Source organism: Streptococcus sp. 449_SSPC, from assembly GCF_001073005.1.
Taxonomy (GTDB): domain Bacteria; phylum Bacillota; class Bacilli; order Lactobacillales; family Streptococcaceae; genus Streptococcus; species Streptococcus salivarius_F.
Genome location: NZ_JVGR01000005.1, coordinates 1 through 16903 on the forward strand (window position 1 = coordinate 1; position 16903 = coordinate 16903).

The 16903-nt window shown below is 42.9% G+C and carries 13 protein-coding genes, 1 tRNA gene and 3 rRNA genes; 2 read left to right on the forward strand and 15 right to left on the reverse strand.

Translation table 11 applies throughout. From position 1 onward, the window contains the following. Window position 1: 1 nt before the first annotated feature. The 12 genes from rrf to ADH51_RS01500 all read right to left on the reverse strand — a co-directional run bounded on the left by rrf (window position 2) and on the right by ADH51_RS01500 (window position 12412). Window positions 2-117: ribosomal RNA gene (gene rrf / locus ADH51_RS01445) — 5S ribosomal RNA — on the reverse strand. 83 nt (window positions 118-200) lie between these two features. Then, window positions 201-3100, reverse strand: a 23S ribosomal RNA gene (locus ADH51_RS01450). A 146-nt stretch (window positions 3101-3246) separates the two neighbouring features. After that, window positions 3247-3319 (reverse strand) — tRNA-Ala (locus tag ADH51_RS01455). Between the two features lie 54 nt (window positions 3320-3373). Continuing rightward, window positions 3374-4921: ribosomal RNA gene (locus ADH51_RS01460) — 16S ribosomal RNA — on the reverse strand. The 16S, 23S and 5S rRNA genes sit together here with 1 tRNA gene alongside, the layout of an rRNA operon. 423 nt (window positions 4922-5344) lie before the next feature. Beyond that, window positions 5345-5743, reverse strand: a complete 399-nt coding sequence (spx, locus tag ADH51_RS01465) for a transcriptional regulator Spx (RefSeq protein WP_048674003.1) — start codon at window positions 5741-5743, stop codon at window positions 5345-5347. Between the two features lie 168 nt (window positions 5744-5911). Then, window positions 5912-7051, reverse strand: coding sequence for a recombinase RecA (gene recA / locus ADH51_RS01470; protein ID WP_002886327.1), 1140 nt, complete (start codon window positions 7049-7051; stop codon window positions 5912-5914). A 35-nt stretch (window positions 7052-7086) separates the two neighbouring features. Continuing rightward, window positions 7087-8355 carry a competence/damage-inducible protein A gene (locus ADH51_RS01475; protein ID WP_004181942.1) on the reverse strand — a complete coding sequence of 423 codons (1269 nt, stop codon included), beginning with the start codon at window positions 8353-8355 and terminating at the stop codon, window positions 7087-7089. Window positions 8356-8451: 96 nt separating this feature from the next. Then, window positions 8452-9006: a DNA-3-methyladenine glycosylase I gene (locus ADH51_RS01480; protein WP_004181971.1), complete on the reverse strand. Its 555-nt coding sequence runs from the start codon at window positions 9004-9006 to the stop codon at window positions 8452-8454. An 8-nt stretch (window positions 9007-9014) separates the two neighbouring features. After that, window positions 9015-9605, reverse strand: coding sequence for a Holliday junction branch migration protein RuvA (gene ruvA / locus ADH51_RS01485; protein ID WP_004181981.1), 591 nt, complete (start codon window positions 9603-9605; stop codon window positions 9015-9017). Window positions 9606-9761: 156 nt separating this feature from the next. Further along, on the reverse strand, window positions 9762-9983 hold the full coding sequence (locus tag ADH51_RS01490) for a hypothetical protein (RefSeq protein ID WP_002886321.1): 222 nt from the start codon (window positions 9981-9983) through the stop codon (window positions 9762-9764). A 130-nt stretch (window positions 9984-10113) separates the two neighbouring features. Further along, window positions 10114-12057: a DNA mismatch repair endonuclease MutL gene (mutL, locus tag ADH51_RS01495; protein WP_048674005.1), complete on the reverse strand. Its 1944-nt coding sequence runs from the start codon at window positions 12055-12057 to the stop codon at window positions 10114-10116. A 49-nt stretch (window positions 12058-12106) separates the two neighbouring features. After that, a complete protein-coding gene (locus ADH51_RS01500) occupies window positions 12107-12412 on the reverse strand; it encodes a hypothetical protein (protein ID WP_048674007.1) in 306 nt (101 codons plus the stop codon). Between the two features lie 178 nt (window positions 12413-12590). On the opposite strand from ADH51_RS01500, the gene ADH51_RS01505 reads away from it, so the two are divergent. Then, complete coding sequence (locus tag ADH51_RS01505; protein WP_048674008.1) at window positions 12591-13028, forward strand: LytTR family DNA-binding domain-containing protein; 438 nt, start codon at window positions 12591-12593, stop codon at window positions 13026-13028. Next, on the forward strand, window positions 13025-13480 hold the full coding sequence (locus ADH51_RS01510; protein ID WP_048674010.1) for a DUF3021 domain-containing protein: 456 nt from the start codon (window positions 13025-13027) through the stop codon (window positions 13478-13480). The genes ADH51_RS01505 and ADH51_RS01510 overlap by 4 nt, the downstream gene beginning before the upstream one ends. 33 nt (window positions 13481-13513) lie before the next feature. Here the strand turns inward: ADH51_RS01510 and mutS are convergent, their stop codons facing one another. Genes mutS through argR form a run of 3 tightly spaced genes read right to left on the reverse strand, consistent with a single transcriptional unit; the run spans window position 13514 to window position 16852 of the window. Further along, window positions 13514-16072, reverse strand: a complete 2559-nt coding sequence (gene mutS / locus ADH51_RS01515; protein WP_048674012.1) for a DNA mismatch repair protein MutS — start codon at window positions 16070-16072, stop codon at window positions 13514-13516. Next, complete coding sequence (locus ADH51_RS01520) at window positions 16065-16424, reverse strand: YlbF family regulator (protein WP_002889586.1); 360 nt, start codon at window positions 16422-16424, stop codon at window positions 16065-16067. The genes mutS and ADH51_RS01520 overlap by 8 nt, the downstream gene beginning before the upstream one ends. Next, a complete protein-coding gene (argR, locus tag ADH51_RS01525; protein WP_171963651.1) occupies window positions 16424-16852 on the reverse strand; it encodes an arginine repressor in 429 nt (142 codons plus the stop codon). Before argR ends, ADH51_RS01520 begins: the two co-directional genes overlap by 1 nt. Window positions 16853-16903: the final 51 nt, after the last annotated feature.

Here is a 16903-nt window from a genome sequence, read left to right on the forward strand (position 1 = left end):
CGCTAAGCGACTACCGTATCTAACAGGGGGCAACCCCCAACTACATCAGGCGTACTAGGGCTTAACTTCTGTGTTCGGCATGGGAACAGGTGTATCTCCTAGGCTATCGTCACTTAACTATGAGTATTCTCAACTCAAAATTGAATATCTATACTGTATCAAGAAACCTTAACGTTGTCAATATGTCTCAGTTACTTTCTTTGGATAAGTCCTCGAGCTATTAGTATTAGTCCGCTACATGTGTCACCACACTTCCACTTCTAACCTATCAACCTGATCATCTCTCAGGGCTCTTACTGATATAAAATCATGGGAAATCTCATCTTGAGGTGGGCTTCACACTTAGATGCTTTCAGCGTTTATCCCTTCCCTACATAGCTACCCAGCGATGCTCTTGGCAGAACAACTGGTACACCAGCGGTAAGTCCACTCTGGTCCTCTCGTACTAGGAGCAGATCCTCTCAAATTTCCTACGCCCGCGACGGATAGGGACCGAACTGTCTCACGACGTTCTGAACCCAGCTCGCGTGCCGCTTTAATGGGCGAACAGCCCAACCCTTGGGACCGACTACAGCCCCAGGATGCGACGAGCCGACATCGAGGTGCCAAACCTCCCCGTCGATGTGAACTCTTGGGGGAGATAAGCCTGTTATCCCCAGGGTAGCTTTTATCCGTTGAGCGATGGCCCTTCCATGCGGAACCACCGGATCACTAAGCCCGACTTTCGTCCCTGCTCGAGTTGTAGCTCTCGCAGTCAAGCTCCCTTATACCTTTACACTCTGCGAATGATTTCCAACCATTCTGAGGGAACCTTTGGGCGCCTCCGTTACCTTTTAGGAGGCGACCGCCCCAGTCAAACTGCCCGTCAGACACTGTCTCCGATAGGGATAACCTATCTGGGTTAGAGTAGCCATAACACAAGGGTAGTATCCCAACAACGCCTCACTCGAAACTGGCGTCCCGAGGTCATAGGCTCCTACCTATCCTGTACATGTGGTACAGATACTCAATATCAAACTGCAGTAAAGCTCCATGGGGTCTTTCCGTCCTGTCGCGGGTAACCTGCATCTTCACAGGTACTAAAATTTCACCGAGTCTCTCGTTGAGACAGTGCCCAAATCATTACGCCTTTCGTGCGGGTCGGAACTTACCCGACAAGGAATTTCGCTACCTTAGGACCGTTATAGTTACGGCCGCCGTTTACTGGGGCTTCAATTCATACCTTCGCTTACGCTAAGCACTCCTCTTAACCTTCCAGCACCGGGCAGGCGTCACCCCCTATACATCATCTTACGATTTAGCAGAGAGCTGTGTTTTTGATAAACAGTTGCTTGGGCCTATTCACTGCGGCTGACCATAAGTCAGCGCCCCTTCTCCCGAAGTTACGGGGCCATTTTGCCGAGTTCCTTAACGAGAGTTCTCTCGCTCACCTGAGGCTACTCGCCTCGACTACCTGTGTCGGTTTGCGGTACGGGTAGAGTATAATTAACGCTAGAAGCTTTTCTCGGCAGTGTGACATCACTAACTTCGCTACTAAACTTCGCTCCCCATCACAGCTCAATGTTAGAGATATAAGCATTTGACTCATATCACACCTCACTGCTTGGCCAGACACTTCCAATCGTCTGGTTTAGTTAGCCTACTGCGTCCCTCCATCACTATATACTCTAGTACAGGAATATCAACCTGTTGTCCATCGGATACACCTTTCGGTCTCTCCTTAGGTCCCGACTAACCCAGGGCGGACGAGCCTTCCCCTGGAAACCTTAGTCTTACGGTGGACAGGATTCTCACCTGTCTTTCGCTACTCATACCGGCATTCTCACTTCTATGCGCTCCAGCACTCCTCACGGTACACCTTCTTCGCACATAGAACGCTCTCCTACCATACCTATAAAGGTATCCACAGCTTCGGTAATATGTTTTAGCCCCGGTACATTTTCGGCGCAGGGTCACTCGACTAGTGAGCTATTACGCACTCTTTGAATGAATAGCTGCTTCTAAGCTAACATCCTAGTTGTCTGTGCAACCCCACATCCTTTTCCACTTAACATATATTTTGGGACCTTAGCTGGTGGTCTGGGCTGTTTCCCTTTCGACTACGGATCTTAGCACTCGCAGTCTGACTGCCGATTATATCTCGTTGGCATTCGGAGTTTATCTGAGATTGGTAATCCGGGATGGACCCCTCACCCAAACAGTGCTCTACCTCCAAGAGACTTAACATCGACGCTAGCCCTAAAGCTATTTCGGAGAGAACCAGCTATCTCCAAGTTCGTTTGGAATTTCTCCGCTACCCACAAGTCATCCAAGCACTTTTCAACGTGCCCTGGTTCGGTCCTCCAGTGAGTTTTACCTCACCTTCAACCTGCTCATGGGTAGGTCACATGGTTTCGGGTCTACGACATGATACTAATGCGCCCTATTAAGACTCGGTTTCCCTACGGCTCCGTCTCTTCAACTTAACCTCGCATCATATCGTAACTCGCCGGTTCATTCTACAAAAGGCACGCTCTCACCCATTAACGGGCTCGAACTTGTTGTAGGCACACGGTTTCAGGTTCTATTTCACTCCCCTCCCGGGGTGCTTTTCACCTTTCCCTCACGGTACTGGTTCACTATCGGTCACTAGAGAGTATTTAGGGTTGGGAGATGGTCCTCCCAGATTCCGACGAGATTTCTCGTGTCTCGCCGTACTCAGGATACTGCTAGGTATAAAGACTATTTCGAATACGAGGCTATTACTCTCTTTGGCCTACCTTCCCAGGTAGTTCTTCTATAATCTTTAAGTCCACGTTGCAGTCCTACAACCCCGAAGAGTAAACTCTTCGGTTTGCCCTCTTGCCGTTTCGCTCGCCGCTACTAAGGCAATCGCTTTTGCTTTCTCTTCCTGCAGCTACTTAGATGTTTCAGTTCACTGCGTCTTCCTCTACATTACCTTAACAGTAATGAGTGACAGGCATTACCTGCCGGGTTCCCCCATTCGGACATCTCTGGATCATTGCTCACTTACAGCTCCCCAAAGCATTTCGTCGTTAGTCACGTCCTTCATCGGCTTCTAGTGCCAAGGCATCCACCGTGCGCCCTTATTAACTTAACCTTATTTTGGTCTTTCGACCTAACTCATTAAATATTCACAGCGTTTCGGTTTATTTTCTTGTTACTATCTATATGTAATCAATTACATATGGAATTTGATATAGATATTCAATTTTCAATGGACAATACTTGAATCTTTCGATTCAATGGAGCCTAGCGGGATCGAACCGCTGACCTCCTGCGTGCAAAGCAGGCGCTCTCCCAGCTGAGCTAAGGCCCCACAAGACCTCTCAAAACTAAATAAGAAACTCAAGTACATTCCGTTTTTCCTTAGAAAGGAGGTGATCCAGCCGCACCTTCCGATACGGCTACCTTGTTACGACTTCACCCCAATCATCTATCCCACCTTAGGCGGCTGGCTCCAAAAGGTTACCTCACCGACTTCGGGTGTTACAAACTCTCGTGGTGTGACGGGCGGTGTGTACAAGGCCCGGGAACGTATTCACCGCGGCGTGCTGATCCGCGATTACTAGCGATTCCGACTTCATGTAGGCGAGTTGCAGCCTACAATCCGAACTGAGATTGGCTTTAAGAGATTAGCTTGCCGTCACCGACTCGCAACTCGTTGTACCAACCATTGTAGCACGTGTGTAGCCCAGGTCATAAGGGGCATGATGATTTGACGTCATCCCCACCTTCCTCCGGTTTATTACCGGCAGTCTCGCTAGAGTGCCCAACTGAATGATGGCAACTAACAATAGGGGTTGCGCTCGTTGCGGGACTTAACCCAACATCTCACGACACGAGCTGACGACAACCATGCACCACCTGTCACCGATGTACCGAAGTAACTTTCTATCTCTAGAAATAGCATCGGGATGTCAAGACCTGGTAAGGTTCTTCGCGTTGCTTCGAATTAAACCACATGCTCCACCGCTTGTGCGGGCCCCCGTCAATTCCTTTGAGTTTCAACCTTGCGGTCGTACTCCCCAGGCGGAGTGCTTAATGCGTTAGCTGCGGCACTGAATCCCGGAAAGGATCCAACACCTAGCACTCATCGTTTACGGCGTGGACTACCAGGGTATCTAATCCTGTTCGCTCCCCACGCTTTCGAGCCTCAGCGTCAGTTACAGACCAGAGAGCCGCTTTCGCCACCGGTGTTCCTCCATATATCTACGCATTTCACCGCTACACATGGAATTCCACTCTCCCCTTCTGCACTCAAGTTTGACAGTTTCCAAAGCGAACTATGGTTGAGCCACAGCCTTTAACTTCAGACTTATCAAACCGCCTGCGCTCGCTTTACGCCCAATAAATCCGGACAACGCTCGGGACCTACGTATTACCGCGGCTGCTGGCACGTAGTTAGCCGTCCCTTTCTGGTAAGCTACCGTCACAGTGTGAACTTTCCACTCTCACACTCGTTCTTGACTTACAACAGAGCTTTACGATCCGAAAACCTTCTTCACTCACGCGGCGTTGCTCGGTCAGGGTTGCCCCCATTGCCGAAGATTCCCTACTGCTGCCTCCCGTAGGAGTCTGGGCCGTGTCTCAGTCCCAGTGTGGCCGATCACCCTCTCAGGTCGGCTATGTATCGTCGCCTAGGTGAGCCGTTACCTCACCTACTAGCTAATACAACGCAGGTCCATCTTGTAGTGGAGCAATTGCCCCTTTCAAATAAATGACATGTGTCATCCATTGTTATGCGGTATTAGCTATCGTTTCCAATAGTTATCCCCCGCTACAAGGCAGGTTACCTACGCGTTACTCACCCGTTCGCAACTCATCCAAGAAGAGCAAGCTCCTCTCTTCAGCGTTCTACTTGCATGTATTAGGCACGCCGCCAGCGTTCGTCCTGAGCCAGGATCAAACTCTCATTAAAAACTTTAATAATTGTTCGAGCGTTAACTCATTACCGTCGTCTGACGATTTATTCTTGTAAATTGACAGGTTATAATGTCTTCTATCATAACCCTGCACTTGGTTTCTTATTCAGTTCTCAAAGGTCTTTGTCTCTCTTAAGACAACTTCTATATTCTAGCAAATCTAGAATACCTTGTCAACACTTTTTTTGAAGTTTTTTCACTTCTCGTGTCCGCTGTCTCTCCCGAAACAGCTTATTTATAATATCATCTCTAGCTTGTCTTGTCAATAACTTTTTTTAAGTTTTTTCAAACTTTTTGTTACTGGACAATTTCCTTAAGACTTTATTAGTCTATCAAGTTTGTGAACTAATGTCAATACTTATTTTCTATGCCAGAGTAAACGTAAAAAGAAGATCGCAAGTATCTCCTTTTTTACTTTTTTATAGAGCTGCGCGCATGCGTGCTTGTGAATTTTCGATATTTCGTATTGAACGTGGTAAGAAAGCACGGATATCATCTTCCTTATAGCCCACTTGCAATCTCTTATCATCAATTAAGATTGGACTCTTCAAGATTCTTGGGTTTTCTTGAATCAAATCAATCACCTCACTGACACTGAGCTCGTCGATATCACAATTTAGAGCTTTAGCATAGCGATTTTTTGATGAAACAATACTCTCAACACCATTCTCTGTTTTTGATAGGATGTTTAAGATTTCTTCTTTTGTAAGTGGTTCTTTACCAAGGTTTTGTTCTTTATAAGGAAGTTGATGGTTGTTCAACCATGTCTTTGCTTTTTTACAACTTGTACAACTTGAGATTGTATAAATCTTAATCATGTTAATTCTCTCTTTCTGTCACATGATACTATTATCTTATCACTGTCCTTGATTTTAGAAATCGGTCTAGCGACCTATTTTGAATCTTGGGGAACTTTTTCAATTATTACAGACCCTTTTTATTTAGATAAAAACAAAGAAAAAAAGAGCTCTTCAGCTCTGTTACACTTATTCTTCAATTTCAATGGTTGAATCTAGGTCTAAAACAAGTTCATCAGATGTTTCTTCAACTTGTGCTTCTTCAACAATATCCTCTTCATCTGGTTCAATCAAACCATAGTGTACACGTACTTTATGATCAATTTCTTCAAAAATATCTGGATGATCTGCCAAATATTTTTTAGCATTTTCAGACCCTTGACCAATCTTCTCTCCATTATATGAGAACCATGCTCCAGCTTTTTGAATAATGCCTAAGTCACTAGCGATTTTTACAAGCTCACCTGTTTGTGAAATCCCTTCACCATACATAATTTCAACAAAGGCTTCTTTAAATGGTGGAGCAACCTTGTTTTTGACTACCTTAATTTTAGTTTCCTTACCAACATTTTGGTCTTTTTTATCACCAGTCCCTTTGATTTGCGTATTTCCACGTACATCAAGACGTACTGATGCATAGAATTTTAGAGCACGTCCACCAGGAGTTGTTTCTGGATTACCAAACATAATACCAACTTTTTCACGCAATTGGTTAATGAAGATAGCAATTGTTTTTGTTTTATTGATAGAAGCAGAAAGTTTTCGCATGGCTTGACTCATCATACGCGCTTGAAGTCCAACATGGCTGTCACCAATATCTCCATCAATTTCTGCTCGAGGTACCAAGGCTGCAACTGAGTCAACAACAACCAAATCAACTGCACCAGAGTCAATCAGCTTACCAGCAATTTCGAGACCTTGTTCACCTGAATCAGGTTGTGACAAAAGAAGCTCATCGATATTAACACCTAGGGCTGCCGCATAAGCAGGGTCAAGGGCATGCTCTGCATCGATAAAGGCAGCAATTCCGCCTTCTTTTTGTGTCTGAGCAACAGCATGGAGGGCTACAGTTGTTTTACCTGATGATTCTGGTCCGTAAATTTCGATAATACGACCTTTAGGATAACCACCTGCACCAAGAGCAATATCCAAAGCTAGCGAGCCTGAGCTCATAACTTGAACTTTCTGCTCTGCACGCTCACCAAGACGCATAACCGCACCCTTACCAAAATCTTTTTCAATATTCTTCAAAGCATCGTCAAGTGCTTTACGACGCTCATCTCCAAATTTCTTTGTAATTTCTTCTGTTTTCTTTGTTTTCTTAGCCACTTATTTTCCTCTTCTTTCTATCGTTAAAGACAAACTTAAATTATGTCTTCTTGTAATAAAGCTTGGCGAACTAGGTTAAAGGCATAGAGGGTACTAATATATCTAACATCAGAACGACTTCTTCCACCTATAACAACCTTGATTGACCTTACTTGATTCCTATCAGCAATACCAATAAATACCGTACCTGCTGGGTGTCCTTCTAAGGAATCTGGTCCAGCTACACCGGTAAGTGCAATTCCATAATCGCTATCTGTTTTAGCTCGAGCACCTTCAGCCATTTTTTCTGCAGTAAAATGACTGACAACACCATGTTCTTCTAGTTGCGACAAAGGAATACCCAACATTTTAGCTTTTTCTTCAATGCTGTAAGTAACAAAGCCACCTTTAAATACTTGTGAGGCTCCTGAAAAATCAGCAATACTAGCCTGAAATAAACCTGCTGTTAGGCTTTCAGCTGCAGTGATGGTCTTGCCATGGTGCTTAAGCAAACGAAAAGCTTCAAAGGCTAAACTATTAGACTCTCCATATCCATAAATGAAATCAGATAAGGATTTGCCATCTAGAGTTTTAGTCGAACGAATTTGTTTTTCTAAAACATCTAGTTTTTGATCTGCTTCTTCTTGCGAAGAAGCCTTCGTTGACAAGCGAAGTGTTACTTCCCCCACTTTAGCGTATGGAGCTATGGTTGGATCTGTTTGGTTAACAATAAACTCTTTCAGAATAGTCACTAATTGACTTTCTCCAACGCCAAAGAATCTTAGGACTCTCGAATAAAGACTTGAGTGATTCTCAGTAAGAGCTGGAATAAGTTCTTGATTCACCATAGGTTTGAGTTCACTTGGTGGACCAGGTAAGACTACATAGGTCACCTCTTGAGCAGTAATAATCCCTCCAACTGCAAGACCTGTCGGGTTTTGCAAGGGAATAGCTCCCTCAACAATTTGTGCTTGACGTTCATTATTAGGCGTTCGTGTGTGTTTAGGACGAGTAGCAAAGAAACTATCCAGTTTTTTACTAGCCTCCTCATCAAAAACAAGTTCTTTTCCTAAAAATTTAGCCAGTGTTTGCTTGGTTAAGTCGTCCTCAGTAGGGCCAAGTCCACCACAAAGTATGACTAAATCACTACGTTGACTAGCCTGATCAAGAACTGAAAGTAGGCGGTTTTCATTATCTCCTACTGCTGTGTGAAAATACACGTCAATTCCTAGTTCAGCTAGTTTCTCAGATAAAAATTGGGCATTGGTATTGGTGATTTGCCCGGTTAGGATTTCAGTTCCTACTGCAATCAATTCAGCTTTCATTGGTTCACCTATATTACTATTCGTAAAATAATCTCAAAAACATGTTCGTTTATAAACTAACATGTTTTTCTCGTCTTGTCAATCAAATCTACTCATTTATTTGAAGTCACAGTTGTTTTCATGATCATTCACAAATCCTGCGGCTTGTAAAAATGAATATATAGTAGTCGGTCCTAAAAATTTGAATCCTCTCTTTTTTAGGTTTTTGGCAATCTGTTGGGATAAGTCAGTTGATGATGGGACATCCTTATATGTGGGTACATTATTTATCAAGGGCTTTCCGTCAAAGAAATGCCAAAAATAATGGGACAGTGAGCCAAATTCATCTTGGATTTTTAGTACTTGTTTGGCATTATTTACGGTTGCTTCTAGCTTAAGTTTGTGCCTAATGATGTCTGGATTTTGAAGCGCATCTTCAAGTTCACTTAGGCTAAACTGGGCAACACGCTCAATATCATAGTCATGAAAAACACGATTAAAGGCCTGTCTTTTATTTAAAACGGTTAACCAAGAAAGCCCTGACTGATAACTTTCTAAGCATAGAAGCTCAAAAAGTTTTTGGTCATCACCAATAGTTTTTCCCCACTCCTTGTCATGATAATCACAATATAATTTATTGTTTGTTGGAACCCAACGACAACGATTGACCATTGCTTACCTCATTTCATCAACATCTTAAGAGCCGATTTAATGTATTGCTCTGCCGTTTCATTAGTACCTTCGAAGAAGGCCTTGATTTTCTTAAGTTCTGCGGCTTTATAACCAAGAGCAAGCAAGGCTTCCATAGCCTCATCCAACTGATGATTTCCTTCAGGTTGACTTGGTGTCGTCTTGGTCGTTTCTGTTGGTAACTCTGCAAATTTTCCTGCCAAATCCAGAACCATTTGTTGAGCTGTCTTTTTACCAATCTTCGGAAACTTCATCAGGTACTTGATGTCACTATTATCAACGGCAGCAACCAAGCCTTGATTATCATCAACAGCAACAATGGCTAGAGCTGTAGTCGGACCTATTCCAGAAACTGAAATAAGCTTAAGGAAAACTTCTTTTTCATCTTCAGTATGGAAACCAAAAAGAAGGTGGGCATCATCTCTAATAACCTGATGAAGATAGACTTGAATGGTCTGGTTCATTTGGTCAGAAAAACTATATGGATTCGCTACAGTGACAATATAACCTAAGCCGTTTGCTTCTATAACAATATACTTGGCGGTAATTTTCACTAGAGTTCCCTTGATGTAATCATACATAGCGTGTGATTTCCTTTCTCGTTCGTTTCTTCAATGGATTGCTTTATCAATTTATACTTGTAAGATAATTGTCTTGAGTGTTTATTTGTCATCTCAAGCACTGCTGTACTATTGTAACAAAAAATCCACTCGAAGGTGGATTCTGTTTGCTCTATTTTATGGATGACTACTCGTCTTCAAAGTATCAGTAATCATCTTCAAACCTAATAGAATATATGTTACAACGCCTAAAGTAAAGGCAATGCTAGAAACATTTACGAGAGTATTCTCCAAACTTGGTTGACCTAACCAGGCCAAAATATAGAAAATCAAGCTAGTCGCTAAAAATGTTAAGCCAACAAGTAAAAAGTGTTTGTTAGTTTTTGTTAGGTGTCTCATCACTATACCTCCTAACTTAAAAATCAGGCAATCATCCTACAATGATCCGCTAAAACATTAGAAGATTCCTCATCTTCACCACTATTATAAATCTAACATTCCTATTCGTAAAGCAAGACCAAAAAAAGTTTTAATACTTCCCTAGGTCACGTAGACTTGTATGATTTTCTTGGATACGACGGAACATTTTTTCCATATCAGACTTGGTAAAGTTGACAAGTACTGGACGTCCGTGAGGGCAATTGTAGGGATTTTTACACTGTGCAAGCTGTACTAGGAGGTCACGCGCAGAGTAATCATCAAGAGCATGATTGGCCTTGATTGAACGTTTACAACTCATCATGATGGCCAACTCAGCACGGTAGGTCTTAACAGACACTTCATTCGTCAAAAGAAGCATGTCACACATTTCATAGACCGCTGATTCAATCTCTTCTTCCTTCATCCAGATAGGATGTTCACGAAGAATGAAAGTGTTGTTCCCATAAGGCTCTAAATAGATACCAACCTGGTTAAGAAGGGACATTTTTTCTTGTAAACTAATGTAGTCTGAACCTGAAAATTCAAAGAGATAGGGAACCAAAAGCTGCTGTAAACTGCTGTCAACCTCACCAATCTTTTCGCGATAGTACTCATACTTGACACGTTCTTGGGCAGCATGCTGGTCAATGATGTAAAGTCCGCCTTGTCCTTGCGCAAAGAGATAGGTTCCATGCATTTGACCAAAAAACTCTAATTCAGGGAAGGTTGATGTTTCCTCATTGTCCAGAGTTTCAAGCATGCGCTTCATTTTCGACTTGTTTTTATAATCAAGTTTTTCGTGTTCGCTATCACCTTCATCTACTGAACGTTGTGCCTGTTTAACAGAAGGTTGCGGTTTATTTTCTACCGATGAAACTGGAGACTCTGACTCTAATACAAGAGGTTTGATATCTTCTTGGACTGTCTCTGGTTTGACAAAGAAATCATTACGACTGCTATCATAGTAAAGATTGGTTTGTTTGAGTGGAAGACTGGTTTGAACTGGCTTAGCTGCACCTCTGGTACTAGACTTGGCTAGATTTTCAAGGGCATCAGGAATCAAATCCTGCTCTCTAAGGCTTTGAGCAATGGCTGAGCTGATAAGGGCCATGAGCTCTTTTTCTTTAGAGATACGTACTTCCTGCTTTGTTGGGTGAACATTGACATCGGCCAAGTAAGGATCAATCTGAATATCAATAACTGCAATAGGGAAGCGTCCTACCATGAGTTTAGAACCATAACCATCAAAAATAGCACGGTTAAGCAGGAAGTTTTTAATATAACGTCCGTTAATGAGAATCGTGATGTAGTTACGATTCGCACGGGTCAACTCAGGGAGACTAACATATCCAGAAACTTCAAAATCAAGGTCAGAATTTGAAATCTCCACCATTTTTTTAGCCGTTGTCAAACCATAAATACCAGCAATAGCTTGACGGAGGTCTCCAGTACCTGATGTCTGTGTCAACTGACGACCATCATTAAGCAAGGTAAAGGCAACCTCGGGATGAGCTAGACTCAGACGATTGACAACATCGACAATATGAGCCAACTCAGCCTGTAAACTCTTCATATACTTGAGACGAGCTGGGGTATTATAAAATAGGTTTTCAACGGTAATCTTTGTTCCAACTGGTGTTGAAATAGGGTCCTGACTCTCAATTTCTCCACCTTTAGCAACCAGTTTAGTCCCGTAGGCTTCCCCATCCGCTGCTGTCACAATAGTTAGGTGACTGATAGAAGCTATAGAGGGAAGGGCCTCACCTCGAAAACCAAGGGTTCGAATACGAAAGAGATCTCCTTGATTTTTGATTTTACTTGTTGCATGACGGCGCAAACTCATGGCCACATCAGCTTGAGCCATTCCTTCACCATTGTCTGTTATTTGAATTTTTGAGAGGCCTGATTCTTCAACTTCAATGGTAATCTGGGTGCTACCTGCATCAATAGCATTTTCCACCAACTCTTTGACAACACTAGCTGGACGCTCTACGACCTCACCAGCAGCAATCTGGTTGGCTAACACCTCTGGCAATTCGATGATTTTTGGCATAATTATTATTTTCCCTTCTAAAAGGTTGTGAGATTACTGTTTCTAACTGTTACTGATGCTTCCTATAAAGCCATAACTCACACACAACTGTTAGCCAAGATAAGGCTGTAGCTATAACAATCATATCCCCATGACGAAGGTTGAACCAAATGAGCCCAGAAAAAATCAAGAGGTAGGTGACTTGGAAAATCCATTGGTAGGTTTTGGGTGAACTTGTCGAATCCATAAACTGCTTAACAAAGAAATAAAGCAAAAGCAAGTTCAGTGTTAGTGCCTTTTCAAAAGGTGTAAAAAAGCTCAAAATCAGACTGCAGGCAAGAAAAATTCCTGCTAGCCATTTCATTATAGATTTCATGTGATTACCTCGTCAGTACGTTTTCATTAAGTATAGGGGTTTTCGAAAATATTTTCAACCACTTAGACAACATATAGGACCACATAGACAAACGCTATTGCTGTGGCCTAGTAAATAGTGTTTAATAAAGGTGTGAAAGGGAGGAGACCTCCTCAATTACCAATAAGAAAGGATAGTTATGAAAATAAAAGTTCAGATTGACTCGGTATTTCAAGAAGAAATGTTGCAGATTCAGGCACCTAGTCGAACGCCTAAGATTCAGCAAGTTGTCGAGTTTGTCGAAAGTTTGGATGATAACCAACGACTCAAAGGAAAAAAGGATGGCGAAACTTATCTCATCGAGCCTAATGCTATTTCCAGAATTTACATCGAAAATCGTCAAGTTCTAGCTGAAACTATTCAAGGAGAGTACCACTTAGGCTTACGTCTCTATCAAGTTTTAGAAAAACTGCCATCTTACTTTATCAAAATCTCACAATCAGAGATTGTCAACCTCAAAGAAATTGAACGCTTCAACATTACCCCTAACGGCCTCGTTGAAATTCACCTTAAAAACAAGGGAACCACCTACTCATCACGCCGTTACCTCAAAGCAATAAAGGAGAAATTACAATGAAAAAGCAACTTTTTAAATCAGGCACAAAGGGCATCCTTATCGGACTTGCCGTATCCATGATTATGTCTCTTATCTGGTCACCAAGCTACATGCCTCTTAATCCTCATTCAGCTATTGGACAATGGATGACGTCACATCAGGTTCACGGATCTTTGGTATTGGCCTACTGCCTCATCACTTGGTTTGCTATCGGTATCCTCTTTGAAGTCGCTAGTTATATTTTCCGTAAGGCTGAGTGGAGTTTACTTCGTGCAACCCTCACTCACTACGCCTTGACCTGTCTAGGTTTCATTCCACTAGCTACCCTCAGCGGATGGTTCCCTCTACGTTTAACTTTCTACTTGGAGCTAGTCATTGAATTCAGCCTTATCTATCTCCTCGTTTGGGTCTTCTCTTATTGGAAAATGAAAAAGGATATTGAACAACTCAACCAAGAATTGAAACACCTATAAAAGACAAGAAGCCTGTCAATCGACAAGCTTCTTTTATAATTTCTGTTTCAAATCTGCTACAGCCATCATGACCTGCATCGGTGTCATATTGTAAATGTCCAAATCACGTAACTCTTGAAGAACTGGATTTTCAGTAAAATCATCAAAGAGAGAGATTTGCTCGTTGACATGCGTTTCAGTGGCAGGCTTCTCTTGAGGCGATACCTTTTCCTGAGGTTGGATGGTAACTGTCTCGCCCTCTAGTTGTGTCAAGATGGTGTCAGCACGTTCCAGTAAATCTGCTGGTAAACCTGCAATCTTAGCTACATGAATACCATAAGATTTATCGGCTGGACCATCGACAATCTTGTGAAGGAAAGTCACCTCTCCGTCCTTTTCAAGTGTCGCCACATGAACGTTGACAAGGTGTGTCAAAGTATTTGACAAGGCTGTCAACTCATGATAATGGGTAGCAAACATGGTTTTAGCCCCCACCTTGTCATGAATAAACTCAATGATAGACTGGGCCAAAGCCATACCATCATAGGTGGCTGTCCCACGCCCCAACTCATCAAAAATAATCAAGGAATTAGGTGTCGCCCGCTTAATGGCCTGATTAGCCTCCATCATCTCAACCATGAAGGTCGACTGACCTGAAATCAGGTCATCTGCAGCACCAATACGTGTATAGATGGCGTCAAAAACTGGCAAATCAATACTATCTGCTGGCACGTAAGAGCCCATCTGAGCCATAACGACTGACAAGGCCAACTGACGCATATAAGTAGATTTACCACTCATATTTGGTCCTGTGATGAGCTGAACATTGGTCTGACTGTCAAAGGTAATCGTGTTTGGAATGTATTCCTGAACGCCCATAACCTTCTCAACCACCGCATGACGGCCTTGATTAATAACGATACGATGCTCATCATTGAACACAGGACGAACATAATGATTCGTCTCTGCTGTAACTGCTAAACTCTGAAGCACATCGACTGTCGCAATAGCCTTAGCCAAAGATTGCAAACGGTCAATATAGCGTTCAACCTGCTCACGGACACGCATGAAAATATCATACTCTAGCGTTGATGACTTTTCACGTGCCTCAAGCATCTCACCTTCAATCTTAGCCAACTCGGCAGTTCCAAAACGCTCTGAGTTTTTCAGGGTTGCCTTGCGGAAGAAATGGTCAGGAACCAAGCTAAGGTTAGAGTTGGTCACATGGAAGTAATAACCATCTTTACGGTTATAATCAATTTTTAGTGTTGTAATACCAGACGCTTCACGTTCCTTGGCTTCGATGTCTGCGATCCATGACGTCCCCTCGCTCATCACCTTGCGATACTTGTCCAAGGTCTCATCAAAACCAACACGGATAATGCCACCTTCTGTAATGGTTGCTGGAGCATCGGGATCAATAGCCGACCGAATCAAACTTTCTAATTCTGGCAGAGCATCTAGCTCTTGTAAAAGACGTGACAAGGCCTCGTCATCAAAAGACTCCAAAATCGCCTTAATAACTGGAACCTGAGCTAGGGTATGACCTAGCTGAATCAAATCTTTAGGGTTAGCCTTTCCGAAGGAAATACGACTAGCCAAGCGCTCAATGTCGTAAACCCCTTTAAGACTCTCTGTCAGGTCACTACGCTCGAAGAAATTGTCCAAGAAAACTTGGATAATATTCTGACGCTCCACGATTGCAGCCTGATTCACTAAAGGACGGTCAATCCAAGTACGCAAGAGACGCATCCCCATAGCTGTCTTGGTTTCATCCAAGAGCCAGAAAAGAGAACCGTGTTTCTTACCTGTTCTAGCATTTTCCAACAAATCCAAACTTGACTTGGTCGCATAGGACATCTGCAAGTAATCCTTAATCTCATAGTGCTGAGCCTTTTGTAAATGGCTAAGCTCGCGCATCTGAGTACGGTGCACATACTGGAGAAGTTTACCCGCTACACTGCTTTCCAGGTCTGTCAAGCTAGTGTCAATCAAGTGGACATCATCGTAAACCTCTGTTTCCTTGGAAAGTAGAAGGTTGAGTTGCTTCACCAAAACTTGTTCATCAGCTTCGGGTAAATCATAACCAACCACTACTTCACGTGCCTTAAGGTTCTGAATTTCACTATAAACTGAACTGAAATCGTCCAACTCTGTCGCAAAAAATTCACCCGTTGACACATCCATATAGGCCAGGCCGAATCGACTTCCAGCCTTGTCAATAGCTACCAAGAAATTGTTGGCATTATCAGGTTTAGAACTGTCAACCACTGTCCCTGGCGTGATAACCTGAACCACCTCACGCTTAACCACACCAACAGCCTGTTTAGGATCCTCCATCTGCTCAGCAATGGCTACCTTGTAGCCCATCTCAACCAAGACATCAATATAGGATTGAGCTGAATGGTAAGGAACACCAGCCATAGGAATGGGATTATCGGCGTTCTTATTCCGACTGGTTAGGCTAATTTCCAAAATCTGGGCAGCCTTAACGGCATCATCATAAAATAATTCGTAAAAATCACCCATACGGAAGAGCAAAAAAGCATCTGGATAATTTTCCTTGATATCCAAATACTGCTGCATTCCTGGAGATATTTTTTCCTTAGCCATGTCTTAACTCCTCGTTAATCCTTTCTTCGATAGACTTGGTCACATATTGGATCAAGTCACTGGCATCCTGCATTTTTTGACGGTAGTCCTGAACAATAGGTAAATTTTCCAACTCATGCTGAATCAAATCTGCTTGCTCACCTGCCTCCTCATAGGCACGTTGTTTCTCAATTTTTTGAAAAAGCACTGCTTCTTGTTGATAAGCCTTCATCTGTCCAGCTAGATGACTGATTTGAGGTACCTGTCCAATGGCCTTCTCAGCCTCTTGAAAAGCAAGAACCGCCTCATGGTGTTTGAGGAGGTCGATTAACTCTTCTTTGGCTTTTTGGAGATCCTGATGAGGAGTGTTCATCAGTGAAACTCGCTTTCCAGTTTTTCAGCAACCACAGCATCCTTACAGATTACCAAGAGGGTATCTGCACCAGCAACGGTTCCTAAAATTTCAGGATTACCATCACTATCAATTAGGTTGGCCAAAACATCAGCTTCACCCAACTCTGTGTGAAGGACCAACATAAACTGGGCACGGGAAACTGATTTGACATAGTCCTTAACCGTAGGATCCAAACTTGGAAGCACATGCTCAGACAAACTATAGTAGAGTTTTCCTTCTTCATCACGAAGCTTCAAGAGGCCAATCTCACGCAAGTCACGTGACAAGGTAGCCTGAGTAACCGTGATACCTTCCGCCTCTAAGCGTTGCTTAATTTCCTCTTGTGTCCCAATCTTATCTCTTGAAATCATCTGTTTGATAACAGCTTGACGATCTCTCTTCATTATCTTTCCTCTTTTTATGTATATTCTTTGCATATTATAACAGAATTTTTGTAT